The 15,777-nt window shown below is 66.7% G+C and carries 17 protein-coding genes; 8 read left to right on the forward strand and 9 right to left on the reverse strand.

All coding sequences use genetic code 11. The annotated features are described in order from the left end of the window. Positions 1-26: 26 nt before the first annotated feature. Together radA and CH302_RS24440 are read right to left on the reverse strand one after the other, a co-directional pair. Positions 27-1,424 (reverse strand): DNA repair protein RadA, encoded by a 1,398-nt coding sequence (gene radA, locus CH302_RS24435; RefSeq protein ID WP_037195051.1) that lies wholly within the window; start codon positions 1,422-1,424, stop codon positions 27-29. A gap of 43 nt (positions 1,425-1,467) precedes the next feature. Then, complete coding sequence (locus tag CH302_RS24440; protein ID WP_037195054.1) at positions 1,468-2,076, reverse strand: hypothetical protein; 609 nt, start codon at positions 2,074-2,076, stop codon at positions 1,468-1,470. Between the two features lie 288 nt (positions 2,077-2,364). On the opposite strand from CH302_RS24440, the gene CH302_RS24445 reads away from it, so the two are divergent. Genes CH302_RS24445 through rlmB form a run of 5 tightly spaced genes read left to right on the forward strand, consistent with a single transcriptional unit; the run spans position 2,365 to position 6,415 of the window. Beyond that, the gene (locus tag CH302_RS24445; protein ID WP_027494344.1) at positions 2,365-2,853 is read left to right on the forward strand and encodes a CarD family transcriptional regulator; all 489 of its coding nucleotides are present in this window, start codon (positions 2,365-2,367) and stop codon (positions 2,851-2,853) included. Between the two features lies 1 nt (position 2,854). After that, complete coding sequence (gene ispD, locus CH302_RS24450; RefSeq protein WP_052048050.1) at positions 2,855-3,532, forward strand: 2-C-methyl-D-erythritol 4-phosphate cytidylyltransferase; 678 nt, start codon at positions 2,855-2,857, stop codon at positions 3,530-3,532. Further along, positions 3,529-3,993, forward strand: a complete 465-nt coding sequence (gene ispF / locus CH302_RS24455; protein WP_037195056.1) for a 2-C-methyl-D-erythritol 2,4-cyclodiphosphate synthase — start codon at positions 3,529-3,531, stop codon at positions 3,991-3,993. Before ispD ends, ispF begins: the two co-directional genes overlap by 4 nt. A gap of 23 nt (positions 3,994-4,016) precedes the next feature. Further along, the gene (gene cysS / locus CH302_RS24460; RefSeq protein ID WP_037195057.1) at positions 4,017-5,432 is read left to right on the forward strand and encodes a cysteine--tRNA ligase; all 1,416 of its coding nucleotides are present in this window, start codon (positions 4,017-4,019) and stop codon (positions 5,430-5,432) included. Then, a complete protein-coding gene (gene rlmB, locus CH302_RS24465; protein WP_037195058.1) occupies positions 5,432-6,415 on the forward strand; it encodes a 23S rRNA (guanosine(2251)-2'-O)-methyltransferase RlmB in 984 nt (327 codons plus the stop codon). Before cysS ends, rlmB begins: the two co-directional genes overlap by 1 nt. 3 nt (positions 6,416-6,418) lie before the next feature. On the opposite strand, the gene CH302_RS24470 is transcribed toward rlmB, so the two are convergent. Beyond that, a complete protein-coding gene (locus tag CH302_RS24470; RefSeq protein WP_052048051.1) occupies positions 6,419-7,192 on the reverse strand; it encodes an IclR family transcriptional regulator domain-containing protein in 774 nt (257 codons plus the stop codon). Between the two features lie 144 nt (positions 7,193-7,336). Between CH302_RS24470 and shiA the strand changes: the two genes are divergently transcribed. Both shiA and CH302_RS24480 read left to right on the forward strand, forming a co-directional pair. Next, the gene (gene shiA, locus CH302_RS24475; RefSeq protein WP_037195059.1) at positions 7,337-8,704 is read left to right on the forward strand and encodes a shikimate transporter; all 1,368 of its coding nucleotides are present in this window, start codon (positions 7,337-7,339) and stop codon (positions 8,702-8,704) included. Next, the gene (locus CH302_RS24480) at positions 8,701-9,537 is read left to right on the forward strand and encodes a shikimate dehydrogenase family protein (RefSeq protein WP_052048052.1); all 837 of its coding nucleotides are present in this window, start codon (positions 8,701-8,703) and stop codon (positions 9,535-9,537) included. The genes shiA and CH302_RS24480 overlap by 4 nt, the downstream gene beginning before the upstream one ends. Here the strand turns inward: CH302_RS24480 and CH302_RS24485 are convergent. From CH302_RS24485 to CH302_RS24510, 6 genes are read right to left on the reverse strand one after another with little or no spacing between them, the layout of a single operon-like run. Further along, on the reverse strand, positions 9,527-10,381 hold the full coding sequence (locus tag CH302_RS24485) for a biotin-dependent carboxyltransferase family protein (RefSeq protein ID WP_037195060.1): 855 nt from the start codon (positions 10,379-10,381) through the stop codon (positions 9,527-9,529). The genes CH302_RS24480 and CH302_RS24485 overlap by 11 nt on opposite strands. Continuing rightward, positions 10,378-10,980 carry a 5-oxoprolinase subunit PxpB gene (pxpB, locus tag CH302_RS24490; protein WP_037195061.1) on the reverse strand — a complete coding sequence of 201 codons (603 nt, stop codon included), beginning with the start codon at positions 10,978-10,980 and terminating at the stop codon, positions 10,378-10,380. Before pxpB ends, CH302_RS24485 begins: the two co-directional genes overlap by 4 nt. Continuing rightward, positions 10,980-11,735, reverse strand: a complete 756-nt coding sequence (locus tag CH302_RS24495; RefSeq protein ID WP_371828459.1) for a LamB/YcsF family protein — start codon at positions 11,733-11,735, stop codon at positions 10,980-10,982. The genes pxpB and CH302_RS24495 overlap by 1 nt, the downstream gene beginning before the upstream one ends. A gap of 10 nt (positions 11,736-11,745) precedes the next feature. Next, positions 11,746-12,624, reverse strand: a complete 879-nt coding sequence (locus CH302_RS24500) for a metal ABC transporter permease (RefSeq protein ID WP_037195063.1) — start codon at positions 12,622-12,624, stop codon at positions 11,746-11,748. Next, the gene (locus tag CH302_RS24505; protein WP_037195064.1) at positions 12,621-13,454 is read right to left on the reverse strand and encodes a metal ABC transporter ATP-binding protein; all 834 of its coding nucleotides are present in this window, start codon (positions 13,452-13,454) and stop codon (positions 12,621-12,623) included. The genes CH302_RS24500 and CH302_RS24505 overlap by 4 nt, the downstream gene beginning before the upstream one ends. 48 nt (positions 13,455-13,502) lie before the next feature. Further along, positions 13,503-14,522, reverse strand: a complete 1,020-nt coding sequence (locus tag CH302_RS24510) for a metal ABC transporter solute-binding protein, Zn/Mn family (protein ID WP_052048053.1) — start codon at positions 14,520-14,522, stop codon at positions 13,503-13,505. A gap of 141 nt (positions 14,523-14,663) precedes the next feature. Between CH302_RS24510 and CH302_RS24515 the strand changes: the two genes are divergently transcribed. Further along, positions 14,664-15,770, forward strand: a complete 1,107-nt coding sequence (locus CH302_RS24515; protein ID WP_037195065.1) for a LacI family DNA-binding transcriptional regulator — start codon at positions 14,664-14,666, stop codon at positions 15,768-15,770. The last annotated feature ends 7 nt before the right edge of the window (positions 15,771-15,777 follow it).

A 15,777-nucleotide genomic window follows, 5' to 3' on the forward strand; every position in this document is an offset into this window, starting at 1 on the left:
GGCCCGACAAAGAATACTGCCCGGTGTCATACGGGTCGCATACGCGTGTAGGTCAATGCCTCGCCGACGTTGGTGACGGTCTTGACCTTGATGCCGTCCGGAATGGGTCCGGCGTCCTCCGGGACGATGGCGTAGTTGAACCCCAATCGGGCGGCCTCGGCGAGACGGCGACCGAGCCCGGCCACTCGGCGTACCTCGCCGGCCAGACCCACTTCGCCCAGAATGACCATGCCCGGGGGGAGTGGTTGATCGCGGACCGCCGATGCCACCGCCGCAGCGAGCGCGAGATCGGCGGACGGTTCGCTGGTGCGCATCCCGCCGACCGTCGCGGCGTAGACCTCCGCCTTGGACACCTTGACTCCGCAGCGGCGTTCCAGCACGGCCAGGATCATCGCCACGCGGGCGTGATCGAGACCGCTGACCGCGCGCCGGGGCGACGGCATCGCGGTGTCGACGATCAGTGCCTGCAGCTCGGCCAACAGGGGCCGTTTGCCGTCCATCGTGACGGTGACGGCTGTTCCCGGCACGGCGTCGCCCCGATGGTGCAGGAACAACCCGGACGGATCGCTGATGCCGACGATTCCGGTTTCGCGTAGCTCGAAGCAGCCGACCTCGTCGGATGCGCCGAACCGGTTCTTGACGCCGCGGATCATCCGCAGGGTCGAGTGCTTGTCGCCCTCGAAGTTGAGCACCACGTCGACGAGGTGCTCGAGCGATCGCGGACCGGCCACCGCGCCCTCCTTGGTGACGTGCCCGACGAGCAGCACCGCAACCCCGGTGGTCTTGGCCAGAGTGGTCAGCGCGCTCGTGATGGCGCGAACCTGGGTGACGCCGCCGATGACGCCGTCGACGTCCGCGGCGAGCATCGTCTGCACGGAATCGACGATCAGTAGGCTCGGCTTGACCTGCTCCACGTGGCCGAAGACGGTGGCGAGGTCTGACTCCGCGGCGAGGAAGACACGCTCGTGTACCGCGCCGGTGCGATCGGCGCGCAACCGCACCTGACCCGCCGATTCCTCACCCGTGACGTAGAGCGCACGGCGATCGGGTGCCGAGCGGGCCCACCGATGCACCACCTCGAGCAGCAGCGTCGACTTGCCGACTCCGGGCTCGCCGGCCAGGAGCACGACCGAACCGGGGACGAGGCCGCCACCGAGAACGCGATCGAACTCGTCGATCCCGGTGGTGTTGGCCTGCGAAGTGGCACTGCTGATGGTCGTCAGAGCTGCGGCCGGCGTGGTGGGAATCATGGCCCCGCCGCCCGAACGCAGAGCCGATGCGCCTGCGCGGGTCGCAAGGGGAGCGGCAGTGGCCTGGACCTCGTCCATCGAGCCCCAGTCACCGCATTCGGGACAGCGACCGACCCATTTCGAGACCGAGTGACGGCACGCGGAGCAGCGGTAGCTCGACTTCAGTTTGACCACGCCGGCAGCCTAACGATCGGCACCGACAGGATCGGGGCGGCGGTTATTCGCCTTCGCTGTGCTCGGTCACCGCGGACGGGTCGCGCTCGAGCTCGATACCGGCATCGACGGGAACGTTGACGACGACCTCGCCCGCGTTCGCGAACTCGAAGGTGACCGGCAGCGTCAGGCCCGGTCGAACGTTCTCGGAGATGTCGGCCATCTCGACCTTGATCAGCTGGATCGGCAGCAGCGGGTCATCGAGCTGAACGTCCGCGGGCGAACCTGCGCCGAGCGCGGTCAGCGGAGCGATCTCGTTGCTGCCCGCTTCCGCTTCGTCGACGATGGTGACCCGAGCCTCGGGGGAGGAGATGCCGGTCAGCTCGTCGGCCACGCTCGTGTTGGAGTTGATGGCCGTGAAGCCCAGCTCGACGGTGCCGCCGGAGGTGATGCTGTATTCCTCGGAAGTGGGGTACACCACGTGCACGTTGCGCAGCTGGATGTCCCCGACGTCGGCGGAGTTGCCGTTGACCGCAGCGACCTGAGTGGCCGTCTGGGAGATCTGACCTGCGCCGCACGCGGTGAGGGCGAACGCGCCACCGGCGAGAAGAGCGAGGGCGGCGGCCGTCCTGCGATGGCGGCCAAGCGGTGTCGCAGCGTCGATTGCAGTCACTTCGGTCGTCCTCCATGTGGTGCCGGGCCGGCTCGGTCCATCTCGTCCACTAGGCAGAGTAGTAGTTCTCGTCCACCGGCCGCTCGTGGGGTCTGCCGGCGGCCCGATGACGCCAGGTGAGGGTGCCTGTCAGGAGCGACGGCCGCGGAACGACGCAGGTGAAAATGTGGCCCCGGATACACGTCGATCCCCTTGTGTCAACCCCTGATTCGGCACCACTATGCCCCTGACCTGCACCGTTGATATGAGCCGTGGTATTCTGGGTAAATCGAAAGGGGCACTTGTCACATGATTTTCAAGGTCGGAGACACCGTCGTTTACCCCCATCACGGAGCGGCGCTGATCGAAGCGATAGAGACACGCACCATCAAGGGTGAACCGAGAGAGTACTTGGTTCTCAAGGTCGCGCAAGGCGACCTCACCGTTCGAGTTCCCGCGGACAATGCAGAGTACGTAGGCGTTCGCGACGTCGTCGGGCAAGAAGGTCTCGACAAAGTCTTTCAGGTGCTTCGTGCGCCGCACACCGAAGAGCCCACCAACTGGTCGCGTCGGTACAAGGCCAACCTGGAGAAGCTTGCTTCCGGTGACGTGAACAAGGTTGCCGAGGTCGTCCGCGATCTCTGGCGACGTGAGCAGGACCGCGGACTGTCGGCAGGCGAGAAGCGCATGCTCGCCAAGGCACGGCAGATTCTGGTCGGCGAGCTCGCACTCGCCGAGGGAACCGATCAGGCCAAGGCCGACACCATGCTCGACGAAGTTCTCGCTACCGCTTCCTAGAGTGGACGGTACCGCCGGCGACGTGGTCGCCCTGGTACCCGCTGCAGGCAAAGGCCTTCGGCTCGGACACGACGAGCCGAAGGCATTCGTCTGTCTGGGTACCGACTCTCTTCTGAAACGGTCCGTCGACGGTCTCCGGGCCTCGGGTGCCGTCGATCGCATCGTCGTCATTGTGCCGGCCGAGTTGCTCGACGCGGCCCGCCGTCATGTCGACAACGACGTCACGGTCGTGGCCGGAGGGCTCGAGCGCACCGATTCGGTGCGTGCCGGTCTCGCTGCGGTCGGCGACGCAGCCGTCGTACTCGTCCACGACGCCGCCCGCGCCCTCACCCCGCCGACGCTGATCGCCCGCGTCGTGGCCGAGGTACGAGCCGGACGCTCGGCCGTCATCCCGGTTCTCCCGGTCGTCGACACCATCAAGGAAGTCGACATCATGGGTGCGGTTGTCGGTACCCCCGACCGCGCGAGTCTGCGCTCGGTACAGACCCCGCAGGGCTTCGACGCCGACGTCCTGCGACGCGCCTACGACGCGACCTCCGATATCTCCACCGACGACGCGGGCCTCGTCGAGCGCATCGGCGAGACGGTGCACTCCATCGTCGGCGATGCACTCGCGTTCAAGATCACCACGCCACACGACCTGCTACTGGCCGAGGCCCTGACGAGAGGCGAGTCATGAGAGTCGGCATCGGTACCGACGTGCATCCCATCGCCCCCGGTCGGCCCTGCTGGCTGGCCGGATTGCTCTTCGAGGACGCGGACGGGCTCGAGGGACACTCCGACGGTGACGTCGCGTCCCACGCCCTGTGCGACGCGTTGCTGTCCGCGGCAGGTCTCGGCGATCTCGGATCGGTGTTCGGGACGGGGCGTCCGGAATGGGACGGGGTCAGCGGAGCCGCCATGTTGACCGAGGTCAAGCGGCTGCTCGACGCGGATGGATTCTCGATCGGTAACGCCGCGGTGCAGATCATCGGCAACAGGCCCAAGATCGGACCGCGCCGCGTCGAGGCCCAGGAAGTTCTCTCGCGGGTGCTCGGTGCGCCGGTGTCGGTGTCTGCGACCACCACGGACGGCCTCGGGCTGACCGGTCGTGGTGAAGGAATCGCGGCCATCGCGACCGCACTTGTCATGGCGAGGTAAAACCACCGGTAGCATTGCGGGTCGTGACCCTTCACCTACACGACACCGAGACGAGGGCCCTGCGGGAATTCACCCCCTTGGTCCCTGGCCATGTATCGGTGTACCTGTGTGGGGCGACGGTGCAGGGCGAACCACACATCGGCCACGTGCGCAGCGGCGTCGCATTCGACGTACTGCGCCGCTGGTTGCTGGCGCACGATTACGACGTCGCCTTCGTCCGCAACGTCACCGACATCGACGACAAGATCCTCAACAAGGCGCGCGAGGCGGGCCGTCCGTGGTGGGAGTGGGCTGCTACCTACGAGCGATCCTTCACCTGGGCGTACGACCGACTCGGGGTACTTCCGCCATCGGCCGAGCCACGCGCCACCGGGCACATCACGCAGATGGTCCAGATGATCGAGCGCCTGATCGAACGCGGCCACGCCTACGCCGACGAGTGCGGCGACGTCTACTTCGACGTGCAGAGCTTCCCGAGCTACGGCGCGCTGTCCGGTCACAAGCTCGACGACGTGCACCAGGGCGAGAGCGTCGCCGAGGGCAAGCGCGATCCCCGCGATTTCACGCTGTGGAAGGGTGCCAAGCCCGGCGAGCCGTCGTGGCCGACGCCGTGGGGCCCCGGTCGGCCCGGTTGGCACCTCGAATGCTCGGCGATGGCGGAGAACTACCTCGGTTCGGATTTCGACATCCATTGCGGTGGGCTCGATCTGGTGTTTCCGCATCACGAGAACGAGCGAGCCCAGTCGATGGCGGCCGGTGACGGCTTCTCGCGGTACTGGCTGCACAACGGCTGGGTGACGATGGGCGGCGAGAAGATGTCGAAGTCGCTCGGCAACGTCCTGTCGGTACCGAATGTGCTCAAAAAGGTTCGGCCGCAGGAGCTTCGGTTCTACCTCGGTGGCGCGCACTATCGCTCGATGCTGGAGTACTCCGACACCGCGCTCGAGACCGCAGCCGTGACGTACCGGGGCATCGAAGGGTTCGTCCGACGAGCCGTCGAACGTGCCGGCGACGTACCGATGGGCAAGTGGACCACAGGATTCGCCGCGGCTCTCGACGACGACCTCGGAGTTCCCAAGGCGTTGGCCGAGATTCACGCCACCGTCACCCTCGGCAACACCGCGCTCGAGTCCGGTGACCTACCGGCTGCGGTGGAGTACGCAGGCAGCGTGCGGGCGATGCTGGACATCCTCGGTGTCGACCCGCTCGATCCGCACTGGATCAGTGACAGTGGTTCCGACGCAGCAGCTCTCGGCGCTCTCGGCGTTCTGGTCGAGGCCGAGCTGGAGCGTCGAGCAACGGCGAAGGCGACCAAGGACTGGGCCGCCGCAGACGACATACGGACACGACTGGCCAAGGCCGGAGTCGACGTGACAGATACACCCAACGGGCCGGAATGGTCGCTGGGTACGAGCAAGACCGACGAAGCAGGTTTGTGATGGCAGGCAATTCGAGTAGGCGCGGCGCGATCCGCAAGGACGGCACCAAGAAGGGGCAGGTCGCCGGTTCCGGAGGCAAACGTCGTAAGGGCCTCGAGGGCCGCGGCGCGACGCCTCCCGCCTCCGAGCGCACCAAGCACCCCGCCGCGCGTCGGGCCAAGCTCGCCGAGAAGTCCGCGCAGAATCGCGGTGCCACCACCGGCGGCCGCGCGGGCGGACGACCGGCAGGACGCAAGGCCGAAGACGGTCCCGAGGTGGTGCTCGGTCGCAACCCGGTCGTCGAGTGCCTGCGTGCAGGCGTGCCCGCCACCGCACTGTGGGTCGCCGTCGGTACCGACAGTGACGATCGGCTCAAGGAAGCCGTGCAGCGCGCAGGCGATGCACGGATCTCCATCCTCGAAGTTCCCCGGTCGGATCTGGACAAGCTCAGCGCCAACGGACTGCACCAGGGCCTGGCCCTGCAGGTGCCGCCGTACCGCTACGCGCACCCCGACGATCTGATCTCGAACGCGCGCACGCATCAGGAACCCGCGTTGCTCGTCGCGCTCGACAACATCACCGACCCACGCAACCTCGGTGCCGTCGTGCGATCGGTCGCTGCCTTCGGCGGCCATGGCGTCGTGATCCCGCAGCGGCGCAGTGCGAGCGTGTCCGCAGTGGCGTGGCGAACCAGTGCCGGTGCCGCAGCTCGCCTGCCCATCGCGCGAGCAGTGAATCTCACTCGTACGCTCAAGGATTGGCAGTCCAAGGGAGTCACCGTCGTCGGCCTCGATGCCGGTGGCGACACCGAACTCGACACCTTCGACGGTAAGGGTCCGGTCGTCATCGTCGTCGGATCCGAGGGCAAGGGCCTCTCGCGTCTGGTCAGCGAGACCTGCGATCACATCCTGTCGATCCCGATGGCCGGGCCGGTCGAGTCGCTCAATGCCTCCGTGGCTGCGGGCGTCGTGTTGGCCGACATCGCGCGGCAACGCCGCGGGTAGACCCTAGGTTCTGATGCGGGCGGCGGTGTCGTGCATCGCCGGGACGACGGTATCGATCATGTCGGTCGGGGTGTAGTTCCTCGCGTGCAGTGACGTGTTCAGTGCTGCCACGACGGTGCCGTTGCTGTTTCGCAAAGGCACTGCCGCAGCACGCATTCCGACGTCGAGTTTATCGACGACCTCGGACCATCCTGCGCTGCGCACCCGAGTGATCTCCGCGCGCAGCGCGTCTCGATCGACGAGCGTGCGCGGGGTCAGGGCTTCGATGGGGGCGTCGGCGAAATAGCGTTCGAGTTCGCTCTCGGGGAGGGCTGCGAGCAGTACTCGACCCGATGATGTTGCGTGCGCGGGGAATCGAGTGCCCAGCGTGATGACGACCCGCAACATCCGCGACGACGGAACGCGCGCGACATAGACGATGTCGAACCCGTCGAGGATGGCCACCGAGGTCGTTTCGCCCAATTGTCGTGCCAGCGCTTCGATGTGGGGTTCGGCCAAGCGCGGCAGGTCCATTCCGGACAGGAACGAGAAGCCCAGATTCATCACTCGTGGGGTGAGGGTGAACTGACGGCCGTCCTGGCGGACGAATCCCAGCTCCGCCAGGGTCAGCAACAGTCGGCGGGCCGTGGCTCTGGTGACGCCGACGGCCTCGGCGACCTCGGTGAGAGTGCGGGCCGGATGCGCGTCGTCGAAGCACTGGAGCACGCTCAGGCCGCGTTCGAGTGACTGCACGAACCAGGTGGGGCGTTGGTCGTCGGGTGCGATCTCGGCCGTCATGGTTCGAGTCTGCCTCATCGTCCTGTTCGCGCTGCATCACACCGTCCACCGCTTGTGGTGTTGACCACAACGGCCGCATCTGGCTACAGTTGTGCGAATAACAAACAACTGTGCGCTATCCGCACAAAATCGAAGGGCCGACAAGTGAACGTTGACGTCGCAGTCGCGGACGGATCCAGAGCACGGAAGGCTGCCATCGGCAGCTTCGTCGGTGCCGTGGTCGAGTGGTACGACTTCCTGCTGTACGGCATCATCGCCGCGCTGGTGTTCAACTCCCAGTTCTTTCCCAGCGTCTCGCCCGCAGTCGGCGTGATGGCGGCGTTCGCCACCTTCGGCGTCGGCTTCCTCTTCCGTCCTCTGGGCGGCATCTTCTTCGGGCACTACGGCGACCGTCTCGGACGCAAGCGCATGCTGATCTGGACGATGCTGTTGATGGGCGTCGCAACCGCGTTGATCGGCCTGGTTCCCAACTTCGAGTCGATCGGCTGGTTCGCGCCGCTGCTCCTGGTGCTGCTGCGTGCGATCCAGGGCTTCGCCGTCGGCGGCGAATGGGGCGGAGCATCTCTGATGGCCGTCGAGAGCGCGCCGGCGAAGAAGAAGGCGTTCTACAGCAGTGGCGTCCAGGTCGGCTACTCCGTCGGACTCATCCTCGCCACCGGCGCGGTCACCATCATGAGCAACCTGCTCAGCGACGACGCATTCACCAGCTGGGGCTGGCGCGTCCCGTTCCTGGCCAGCGCGGTGCTCGTGCTGTTCGGCCTGTGGATCCGATCCGGTGTCGAGGAATCACCCGTGTTCGAGCAGGCAGTCGAGGAGAGCGGCGAGAAGAAGAAGCTGCCGGTCATCCAGGCGATCACCGAGCACCCCGGCTCGTTCCTCAAGATCATCGCGCTGCGCATGGCAGAGCTGTTCACCATGTACATCGTCACCACGTTCGCCCTGAGCTACACCGTCAACGAACTGGGCTACGAGCGTCAGTTCATGCTCAACGTCGCGCTGCTGGTCGGTGCCATCGGCATCCTGAGCATCCCGACCTACGCCGCGATCGCGGACCGCTTCGGCCGCAAGCCGATCTTCGTCACCGGTGCCGTCGTCGGCGCACTGGCAGCCGTACCGTTCTTCCTCTCCCTGCAGGCAGCCTCGGTGGTCGCCATCGTGATCCTCGCCGTCATCCTGGTCAACGTCTCGCACGACATGGTGGTCTCGGTGCAGCAGCCCCTGTTCACCGAGATGTTCGGCCCCGAACTGCGCTACAGCGGAGCAGGTGTGGGCTATCAGGTCGCCAGCGCGATCGCCGGTGGCTTCACCCCGTTCATCGCAGCAGCGCTGGTCAGCTGGAACGACGGCTCCTGGCATTACGTCGCGGCGTACCTGGCCCTGGGGTGCATCATCTCGGCCGTGGTCGCGGCACTGATGAAGAACATGGGCTCCTCCGATGTCACCTCCATCTCCGATCAGGCCGCCCCTGCAGCAGAAGCCGTTGTTGCAGAGCGTGTCTCGAAGTCGGTATGACCTCACTGACCCTGGTCGGTTCGCACGCGTCCACCGCGATGTCACCCGCGCTGTGGACGCGTGCGTTCGAGATCGCCGACGTGCCTTCCCGCTACGACGCCTGGGAGGTCGCCGACGTCGCCGACCTCCCCGATGTCGAGAATGCCCTGCGGGGCGGCCGTACCGATGCTGCGAACGTGACGATGCCCTGGAAGCACTGGGCTGCAACGGTTGCCGACGAGGTCGACCCGGATGTATCTATCTCGGGGGTGGCCAATCTGCTGTTCCTGCGTGCGGGAGCCCTGTTCGCCATGAACACCGACATCGCGGCGGTTCGAGCGGCCACCTCGGGACGCACGTTCGGCTCGGCACTTCTGCTCGGAGCCGGTGGAGCCGCGCATGCCGCCGCCTTCGGGTTGCAGGGCCGCATCGACAGACTGGTGGTCTCGGACGTCGACAGGCGCTCGGCGGCAGGACTCGTCGCCGAGCTCGACGGGTACGACGGATCGGCCTCGGTTGTCGACTGGTCGGATCGGGCAGCGGATCTGGACTCCTACGACCTGGTGATCAACGCGACGCCGATCGGCCGCGACGGCTCGGAGGATCAGCTCGCCTGGGGAGCAGGCGAACTGGCGGCGGGGGCCACGGTGTACGACTTCGTCTATGCCGACACACTCAATGCCGTCGAGTCCTATGCAGCGGACCGCGGAATCGAACTCATCGACGGATGGACGCACCTGTTCCATCAGGCCGACGCCATGGTTCGCCCGCTCGGACTACCCGACCGCATGTCCGATGCACTGCGGCGCAGCATTCGGGAGATCTGCCCGGCTGCGGCCGGAATCAACCGATAGCGCGAAACCGTATCGGTGTTCCGGGGGTGAGCTGCGCAGCGGCGGACACGTCCACTGCAGTGACGACGGCGATCACCGGATAGCCGCCCGTGACGGGGTGGTCGGCGAGAAACAGCACCGGCTGCCCCGACGGCGGAACCTGCAGAGCGCCGAGAACCATTCCTTCGCTGGCCAATTCGCTGTCGACGGCTCGGTCCAGGGGTTCGGCACCGTCCAGCCTGATGCCGACGCGATCCGAATCCTGCGTGACGGTCCACGACTGTTCGAGCAGAAGCGATCGGGCGCGCTCGGTGAACCAGTTCTCGCGCGGCCCGAACGTGACATGCAGTGTGGCTCGGATCGATGGCGGCGGTACGAACTCCGCTGCGGGCCAACGGCCGCTGTCGTCGCCGACGGCCAATACGGTGCCGGGGGACAGTGCTGCGGGCCCGAGGCCGGACATCGTGTCCGTCGACCGACTGCCGAGGACGGTGGGAACGTCGATCCCGCCCCGCACGGCGACGTAGCTACGCAGACCCCATGTCGGCGTGGACAATTCCAGTGTCTGTCCGGCTCGGACCACGAGCGTCGAATGCAGTCCCTGCTCTGTGCCGTCCACGCGGCAGATCACGTGTGCCCCGGTGACGGCCACGACGGCGTCGAACTCGGCGCGTAGTTTCAGGCCACCGAAGGTCACCTCCAGGGTCGCGGCGTCGGAGTTGTTGCCCACCAATCGGTTCGCGGCATCGTGTGAATGCCGGTCCGCGGCACCCGAGCAGCCGACTCCGATCGACGCATAGCCCGGGCGACCGCGATCCTGCACGGTGCACAGTGGTCCCGTCTGCAGAACGGTCACGGCTCTCATGCCTGCTCGAATCGGACGGCAGTGCCGGGTCGCAGCAGCGCGGGGGGATCGCGGTCGAGGTTCCACAGGGGCGCGTCGGTGCGTCCTATCAGCTGCCAGCCGCCAGGGGAGGAGCGCGGATAGATGCCCGAGAACTCACCTGCCAGACCCACCGAACCGGCCGGAACGCTGGTGCGCGGTGACGTGCGCCGCGGAACGTGCAGCCGCGTGTCGGTGCCGACGAGATAGCCGAAGCCGGGTGCGAAGCCGCCGAACGCAACGGTCCACACTCGGCCGGTATGTGCGGCAACGACTTCGGTGGTGGACAGGCCGGTCAGGCGCGCAACCTCGTCGAGGTCTTCGCCGTCGTAGACCACCGAGATGGTCACGGTGTCGGACCGGTCGTCGACCGCGGTGACTGCGGGTTCGGTGGCCGAGATCCAATCCAGTACCGGCTGCTTCGGCCCGTCGAACATCACCAGTACGGTGCGAGCGGCGGGAACCAGATCGACGACGCCTGCCGGTGTGTTCAGCGAAAGCGCGCGGTAATACGCCATCGTCTCGTCCAGCCCGTCGAACTCGACGAGTGCTGCGTTCTCGCCCGCAGGCACAATGCGCATCAGACGAAGGCTGTCACGGCGATGCCGTTGCTGCGCAGCAGTTCCGATACGGCCGTTGCCATCGCGACCGCCCCGGGGGAGTCGCCGTGCAGGCAGATCGACTCGGCCGCGACATCGATGCGCGAGCCGTCGACAGCCAGGGTCGTGCCGTCGGTGATCATGGTCAACACACGCCGGGCGACGGCGTCGGGATCGGACAGCACGGCACCGGGTTCCGAGCGGGACACCAGCGTTCCCTGCGGGGTGTACGCGCGGTCGGCGAAAGCCTCTGCGACAGTCCGTAGTCCGGCTCGTTCGGCTTCCTCGAGGAACACCGAACCGGGCAGGCCGAGCACCGGCAGCGTGGGGTCGTAGGCGAGAACGGCGTCGACCACGGCCTTGGCCTGGCCGCGGTGGTGCACGATCGCGTTGTACAGCGCGCCGTGCGGTTTGACGTAGGCGACGTTCGAACCGGAGGCTCGAGCGAGGCCGTCGAGTGCGCCCATCTGATAGATCACGTCGGCGGTGAGGTCGGCGGGGGAGACGTCGAGAAAGCGTCGGCCGAACCCGGCGAGGTCGTGATAGCCCACCTGCGCTCCGATTCGCACGGCTCTTTCCGCAGCCGCGCGGCACGTCCGCAACAGGGTGGTGGGATCTCCGGCGTGAAAGCCGCACGCGACGTTGGCGCTCGAGACCACGGTCAGCATGGCGTGGTCGTCGCCGAGAGTCCATGCGCCGTAGCTTTCGCCGAGATCGGCATTGAGATCGATGGACACCCTCGACATCCTAGGCGGCGACGAGCCGTCCGGAGTTCGCCTTGCGGGTTGCCCCGATGCCGCGGCAGACGAGATAGATGACGAAGGAGATGGTGGTGACGAACGTCGAGACCGGCAGACCGGGGGCGAGGGAGAGCAGGATGCCTCCGACGGCGGCGATCTCGGCGAACAGGATGGACAGCAGTGTCGCCTTGAGCGGGCTGGCCGTCACCCGCGCGGCGGCCGCGGCCGGGGTGATGAGCAGCGAGAGCACCAGCAGGGCTCCGACGATCTGAACGCCGAGCGCACACGCGACGCCGACGAGCACGGCGAAGACCACCGAGAGTGCGCGGACGGGGACGCCGCGGGCCAGCGCGACCTCGGGGTCGGTGCTGGCGAACAGCAGCGGCCGATAGACCACGGTGAGGACGATCAACACCAGAACCGCGCACACCAGCAGCAACTGGATGCCGCTCTGCCCGACGCCGACGATCTGGCCGATGAGCAGTGAGAAGCTGGTTCCGGTTCGGCCGGGGTAGAGCCAGATGAACAACACCGACAGGCCGAGGCCGAAGGACATGATGACGCCGATGACCGAGTCGCGGTCGCGGGCCTTACTTCCGAGCAGGGCGAACATCACCGCCGCGACCACGGACCCCACGATGGCTCCGAGGCCGACGGTGATGCCGACGAGCAGCGCGGCGGACGCACCGGTGAGCGAGAGTTCACTCGATCCGTGCACCGCGAACGCCCACTGGCGGCTGACGATCAGCGGACCGAGTGCACCGGCGAGCAATCCGAGGATCGCGGCGGCGAGCAGCGCCTGCTGGACGAAGTCGTAGGTCAGCAGATTGGCTGTGGTGTCGAAGTCGAGCATCTTCGAGAATGCGTCGAGAACTTTCTCGTTCATGCCTTGTCTTCTCTGTCGTGCGGCACGGGTGGGTGGTGTGCGCCTGCCGAGCCGAGCGCATCGATCGAGTCGCCGGTTCCGACCACGACGAGCCGGCCGCGAACCTTCAGGACCTCGACCTCGGTGCCGTACAGCTCGGAGAGCACCTCGGTGGTCATGACCTCCTCGGGAGTTCCGATGCGGAACCGGCCGTCGACGATGTAGACGATGCGGTCGACGAGCGGCAGGATCGGGTTGATCTCGTGCGTCACGAACAGCACTGCCGTGTCGTGCTCACGCCGTCGGCGATCGATGAGGCTCGAGACGAGTGATTGGTTGGCGAGGTCGAGGCTGAGCAGAGGCTCGTCGCACAGCAACACCGACGGATCGCCGACGAGTGCCTGGGCGATGCGCAGCCGCTGCTGCTCACCGCCGGACATCGAGCCGACGGGTGCGCCCGCGAAGGAGTTGGCGTCGACCTGATCGATCGCGCGCTGCACCGTCTCCTTGCGCTGCCGCATGCCGCGCAGGCCCATGCCCCATTTGTGGCCGTCCCAGCCGAGGCCGACGAGATCGCGTCCGCGCAGGGGGAGATCGTCGTCGATGTTGCGTTGCTGGGGCACGTAGCCGACGCCCGACTGGCCGCGACGGACGGGATGGCCGTCGATCGCGGCTGTGCCGGACGTGAGGTGATTCTGGCCGAGCAGCACCTTGAGCAGAGACGTCTTGCCCGACCCGTTGGGGCCGAGAACGGCGACGAACTCGCCCTTCTCGACCGCCAGATCCAGGTTCTGCCACAGCGTGCGCTCGCCGAACGCCAGTCCGGCATCGCGCAGTTCTACAGCAGGCATGTACTACAGCTTTCCATCAGCAGGTCCGAGATCAGGAGTCGGATCGGCTCAAGGGGCGGTTGCGAGCGCGGCCTGCAGATCCGTTGCCGCCTTGGTCTGCCACTCGATGTACGTCATCCCGGCGGGCAGAGTTTCGGTGACCTCGACGACGGGGATGCCCGCGGCCTCGCTGGTGGAGCGAATGTCCTGCGTCACGGCATCTTCGGTCTGGATGTTGTAGACCAGCGCGCGGACGGACTTCGAGGTGAACAGATCACGTGTTGCAGCGATCGATGCCGGAGACGGGTCGTTGCCCTCCTCGATGGAGTTCTTGAAATCCTCGGGGGTGCGATCGTCGAGCTCGGACTCCTCGATGAGGTAGTGCGCGATCGGCTCGGTCTGCGCAACCGGTGCGTTCGGGTGGTCGGCGGCGATCTTCGCCGTCACGTCGGTGATGCCGTGCACCTGCTCGTGGAAGGTCTCGGCGTTGGCGGTGTACTGCGCAGCGTTGTCGGGATCGAGCTGGCCGAGCTTGTCGGCGATCTCCTCGGCGGTGTGCGCTGCCACCTCGGCGTTGTACCAGACGTGTTCGTTGACCTCGCCGTGTGAATGGCCGTCACCGTCCGTTGCCTCTGCTTCCGGCGTCGCTTCGCCGGAGGCGGGCTCGGAGTCGTGATCGTGGCTCTCGTCCAGCAGCGTGAAGGCATCGACCGACGGCACGTCCTTGCCCTCGGAACCGAGGATGTCCTCGATGAACTGGTCGTAGCCACCGCCGTTGTAGACCACGAGCGACGCCTCGGCGACGGCGGCTGCGTCGGCGGGGCTCGCCTCGTAGGAGTGCGGGTCCGCGGAGGGATCGGAGATGAGCGAGGTCACTGTCGCCAGATCGCCTGCCACCGCTTCGGCGACGCTTCCCCAGACGTTGGTGGACGCGACGATCGTGATCGGTCCGTCGACAGGGGTGGCCGGGGCGGACTCGATGCTCGCGGAGTCGGTGGAGCTGCATGCGCTGAGCGTGAGGGCTGCGGCGCAGGTCAGGCCGAGTGCGGCCGTGAGTTTGGTCCGGGACGCGCGACGGATGGACGACATCGATGTACTCCTGAAGGGCAAGGCTTGACGCTAATGGAAACCGTTACCGTTGTACTCTAGCGTTCGACGGGCCTTTGTTCGAATCGGACGAAGGCGACCTCGAGTTTCTTCGCGGTGCGTAGTGGGACTAACGTCCCGGTTATGGTCAGGTCAAGCGAACCGCGACGTCAGGCGACGTTGGCGTCGATCGCTGCCGAACTGAAGGTTTCGCGCACCACCGTCTCGAACGCCTACAACCGACCCGATCAGCTCTCCCCTGAACTCCGCGAACGCGTCCTCCAGGCCGCCAAGCGTCGCGGATACGCAGGCCCCGACCCCGTCGCGCGATCGCTGCGCACCCGCAAAGCCGGGGCCATCGGACTGCTCCTCACCGAAGCTCTGAGCTACTCCTTCCGCGACCCGGCCGCGATGAGCTTCCTCGCCGGACTCGCCGAATCCTGCGAAGCCGCCGGACAGGGCCTACTGCTCATCCCCGCCGGAGCCGAACGCGACGACGTGCAAGCCGCAGCCGTCGTCCAACAAGCAGGAGTCGACGGCTTCGTCGTCTACTCCGTCGCCGACGACGACCCCTATCTCGCGGCCGTTCGCGAACGCCACCTACCGATCGTCGTCTGCGACCAACCCCGTAACATCCCCGAAGCGGCCCTCGTCGCCATCGACGACCGAGGCGCAATGAAAATGCTTGCCGCGCATCTGATCTCGCAGGGGCACGAGCACCTCGCCGTCCTGTGTATGAGGCTCGGACGCGACCGCCGCGATGGCGTCGTACCCCCGGGACGGTTGGCGGACAGCCACTTCCACGTCCAACGCGAACGCATCGCCGGCGTCCAAGCAGCCATGATCGACGCCGGACTCGACCCCGACATCCTCACCGTCGTCGAACGCTTCGACCACACCGTCCGCTCCGGCCATTCCGCTGCAGCCCAAGCACTTCAGGCGAACCGCGAAACCACCGCCCTGCTCTGCACCACCGACGTCATCGCCCTCGGCGCACTCAACTTCGCGAGGGTCTCCGGAATCGATGTGCCGGGCCAACTCTCGGTCACCGGATTCGACGGCATCTCCGACGCCATCCGCGAGAACCTCACCACCGTGCGCCAGGACGCCGAAGAAAAAGGCCGTCGAGCAGGCAAACTGGTGCTCTCGTCCTCGCACTCGGGCATCGTCGCCGCCGAAACCCTGCCGACCGAACTCTTCCGCGGGCGAACCGCAGGACCGCCGCCGAAACAGCCGCCCGCTATCGCCTGAGCTGAGA

It is taken from the genome of Rhodococcus sp. 15-2388-1-1a, assembly GCF_002259145.1.
Classification (GTDB): Bacteria; Actinomycetota; Actinomycetes; order Mycobacteriales; family Mycobacteriaceae; genus Rhodococcoides.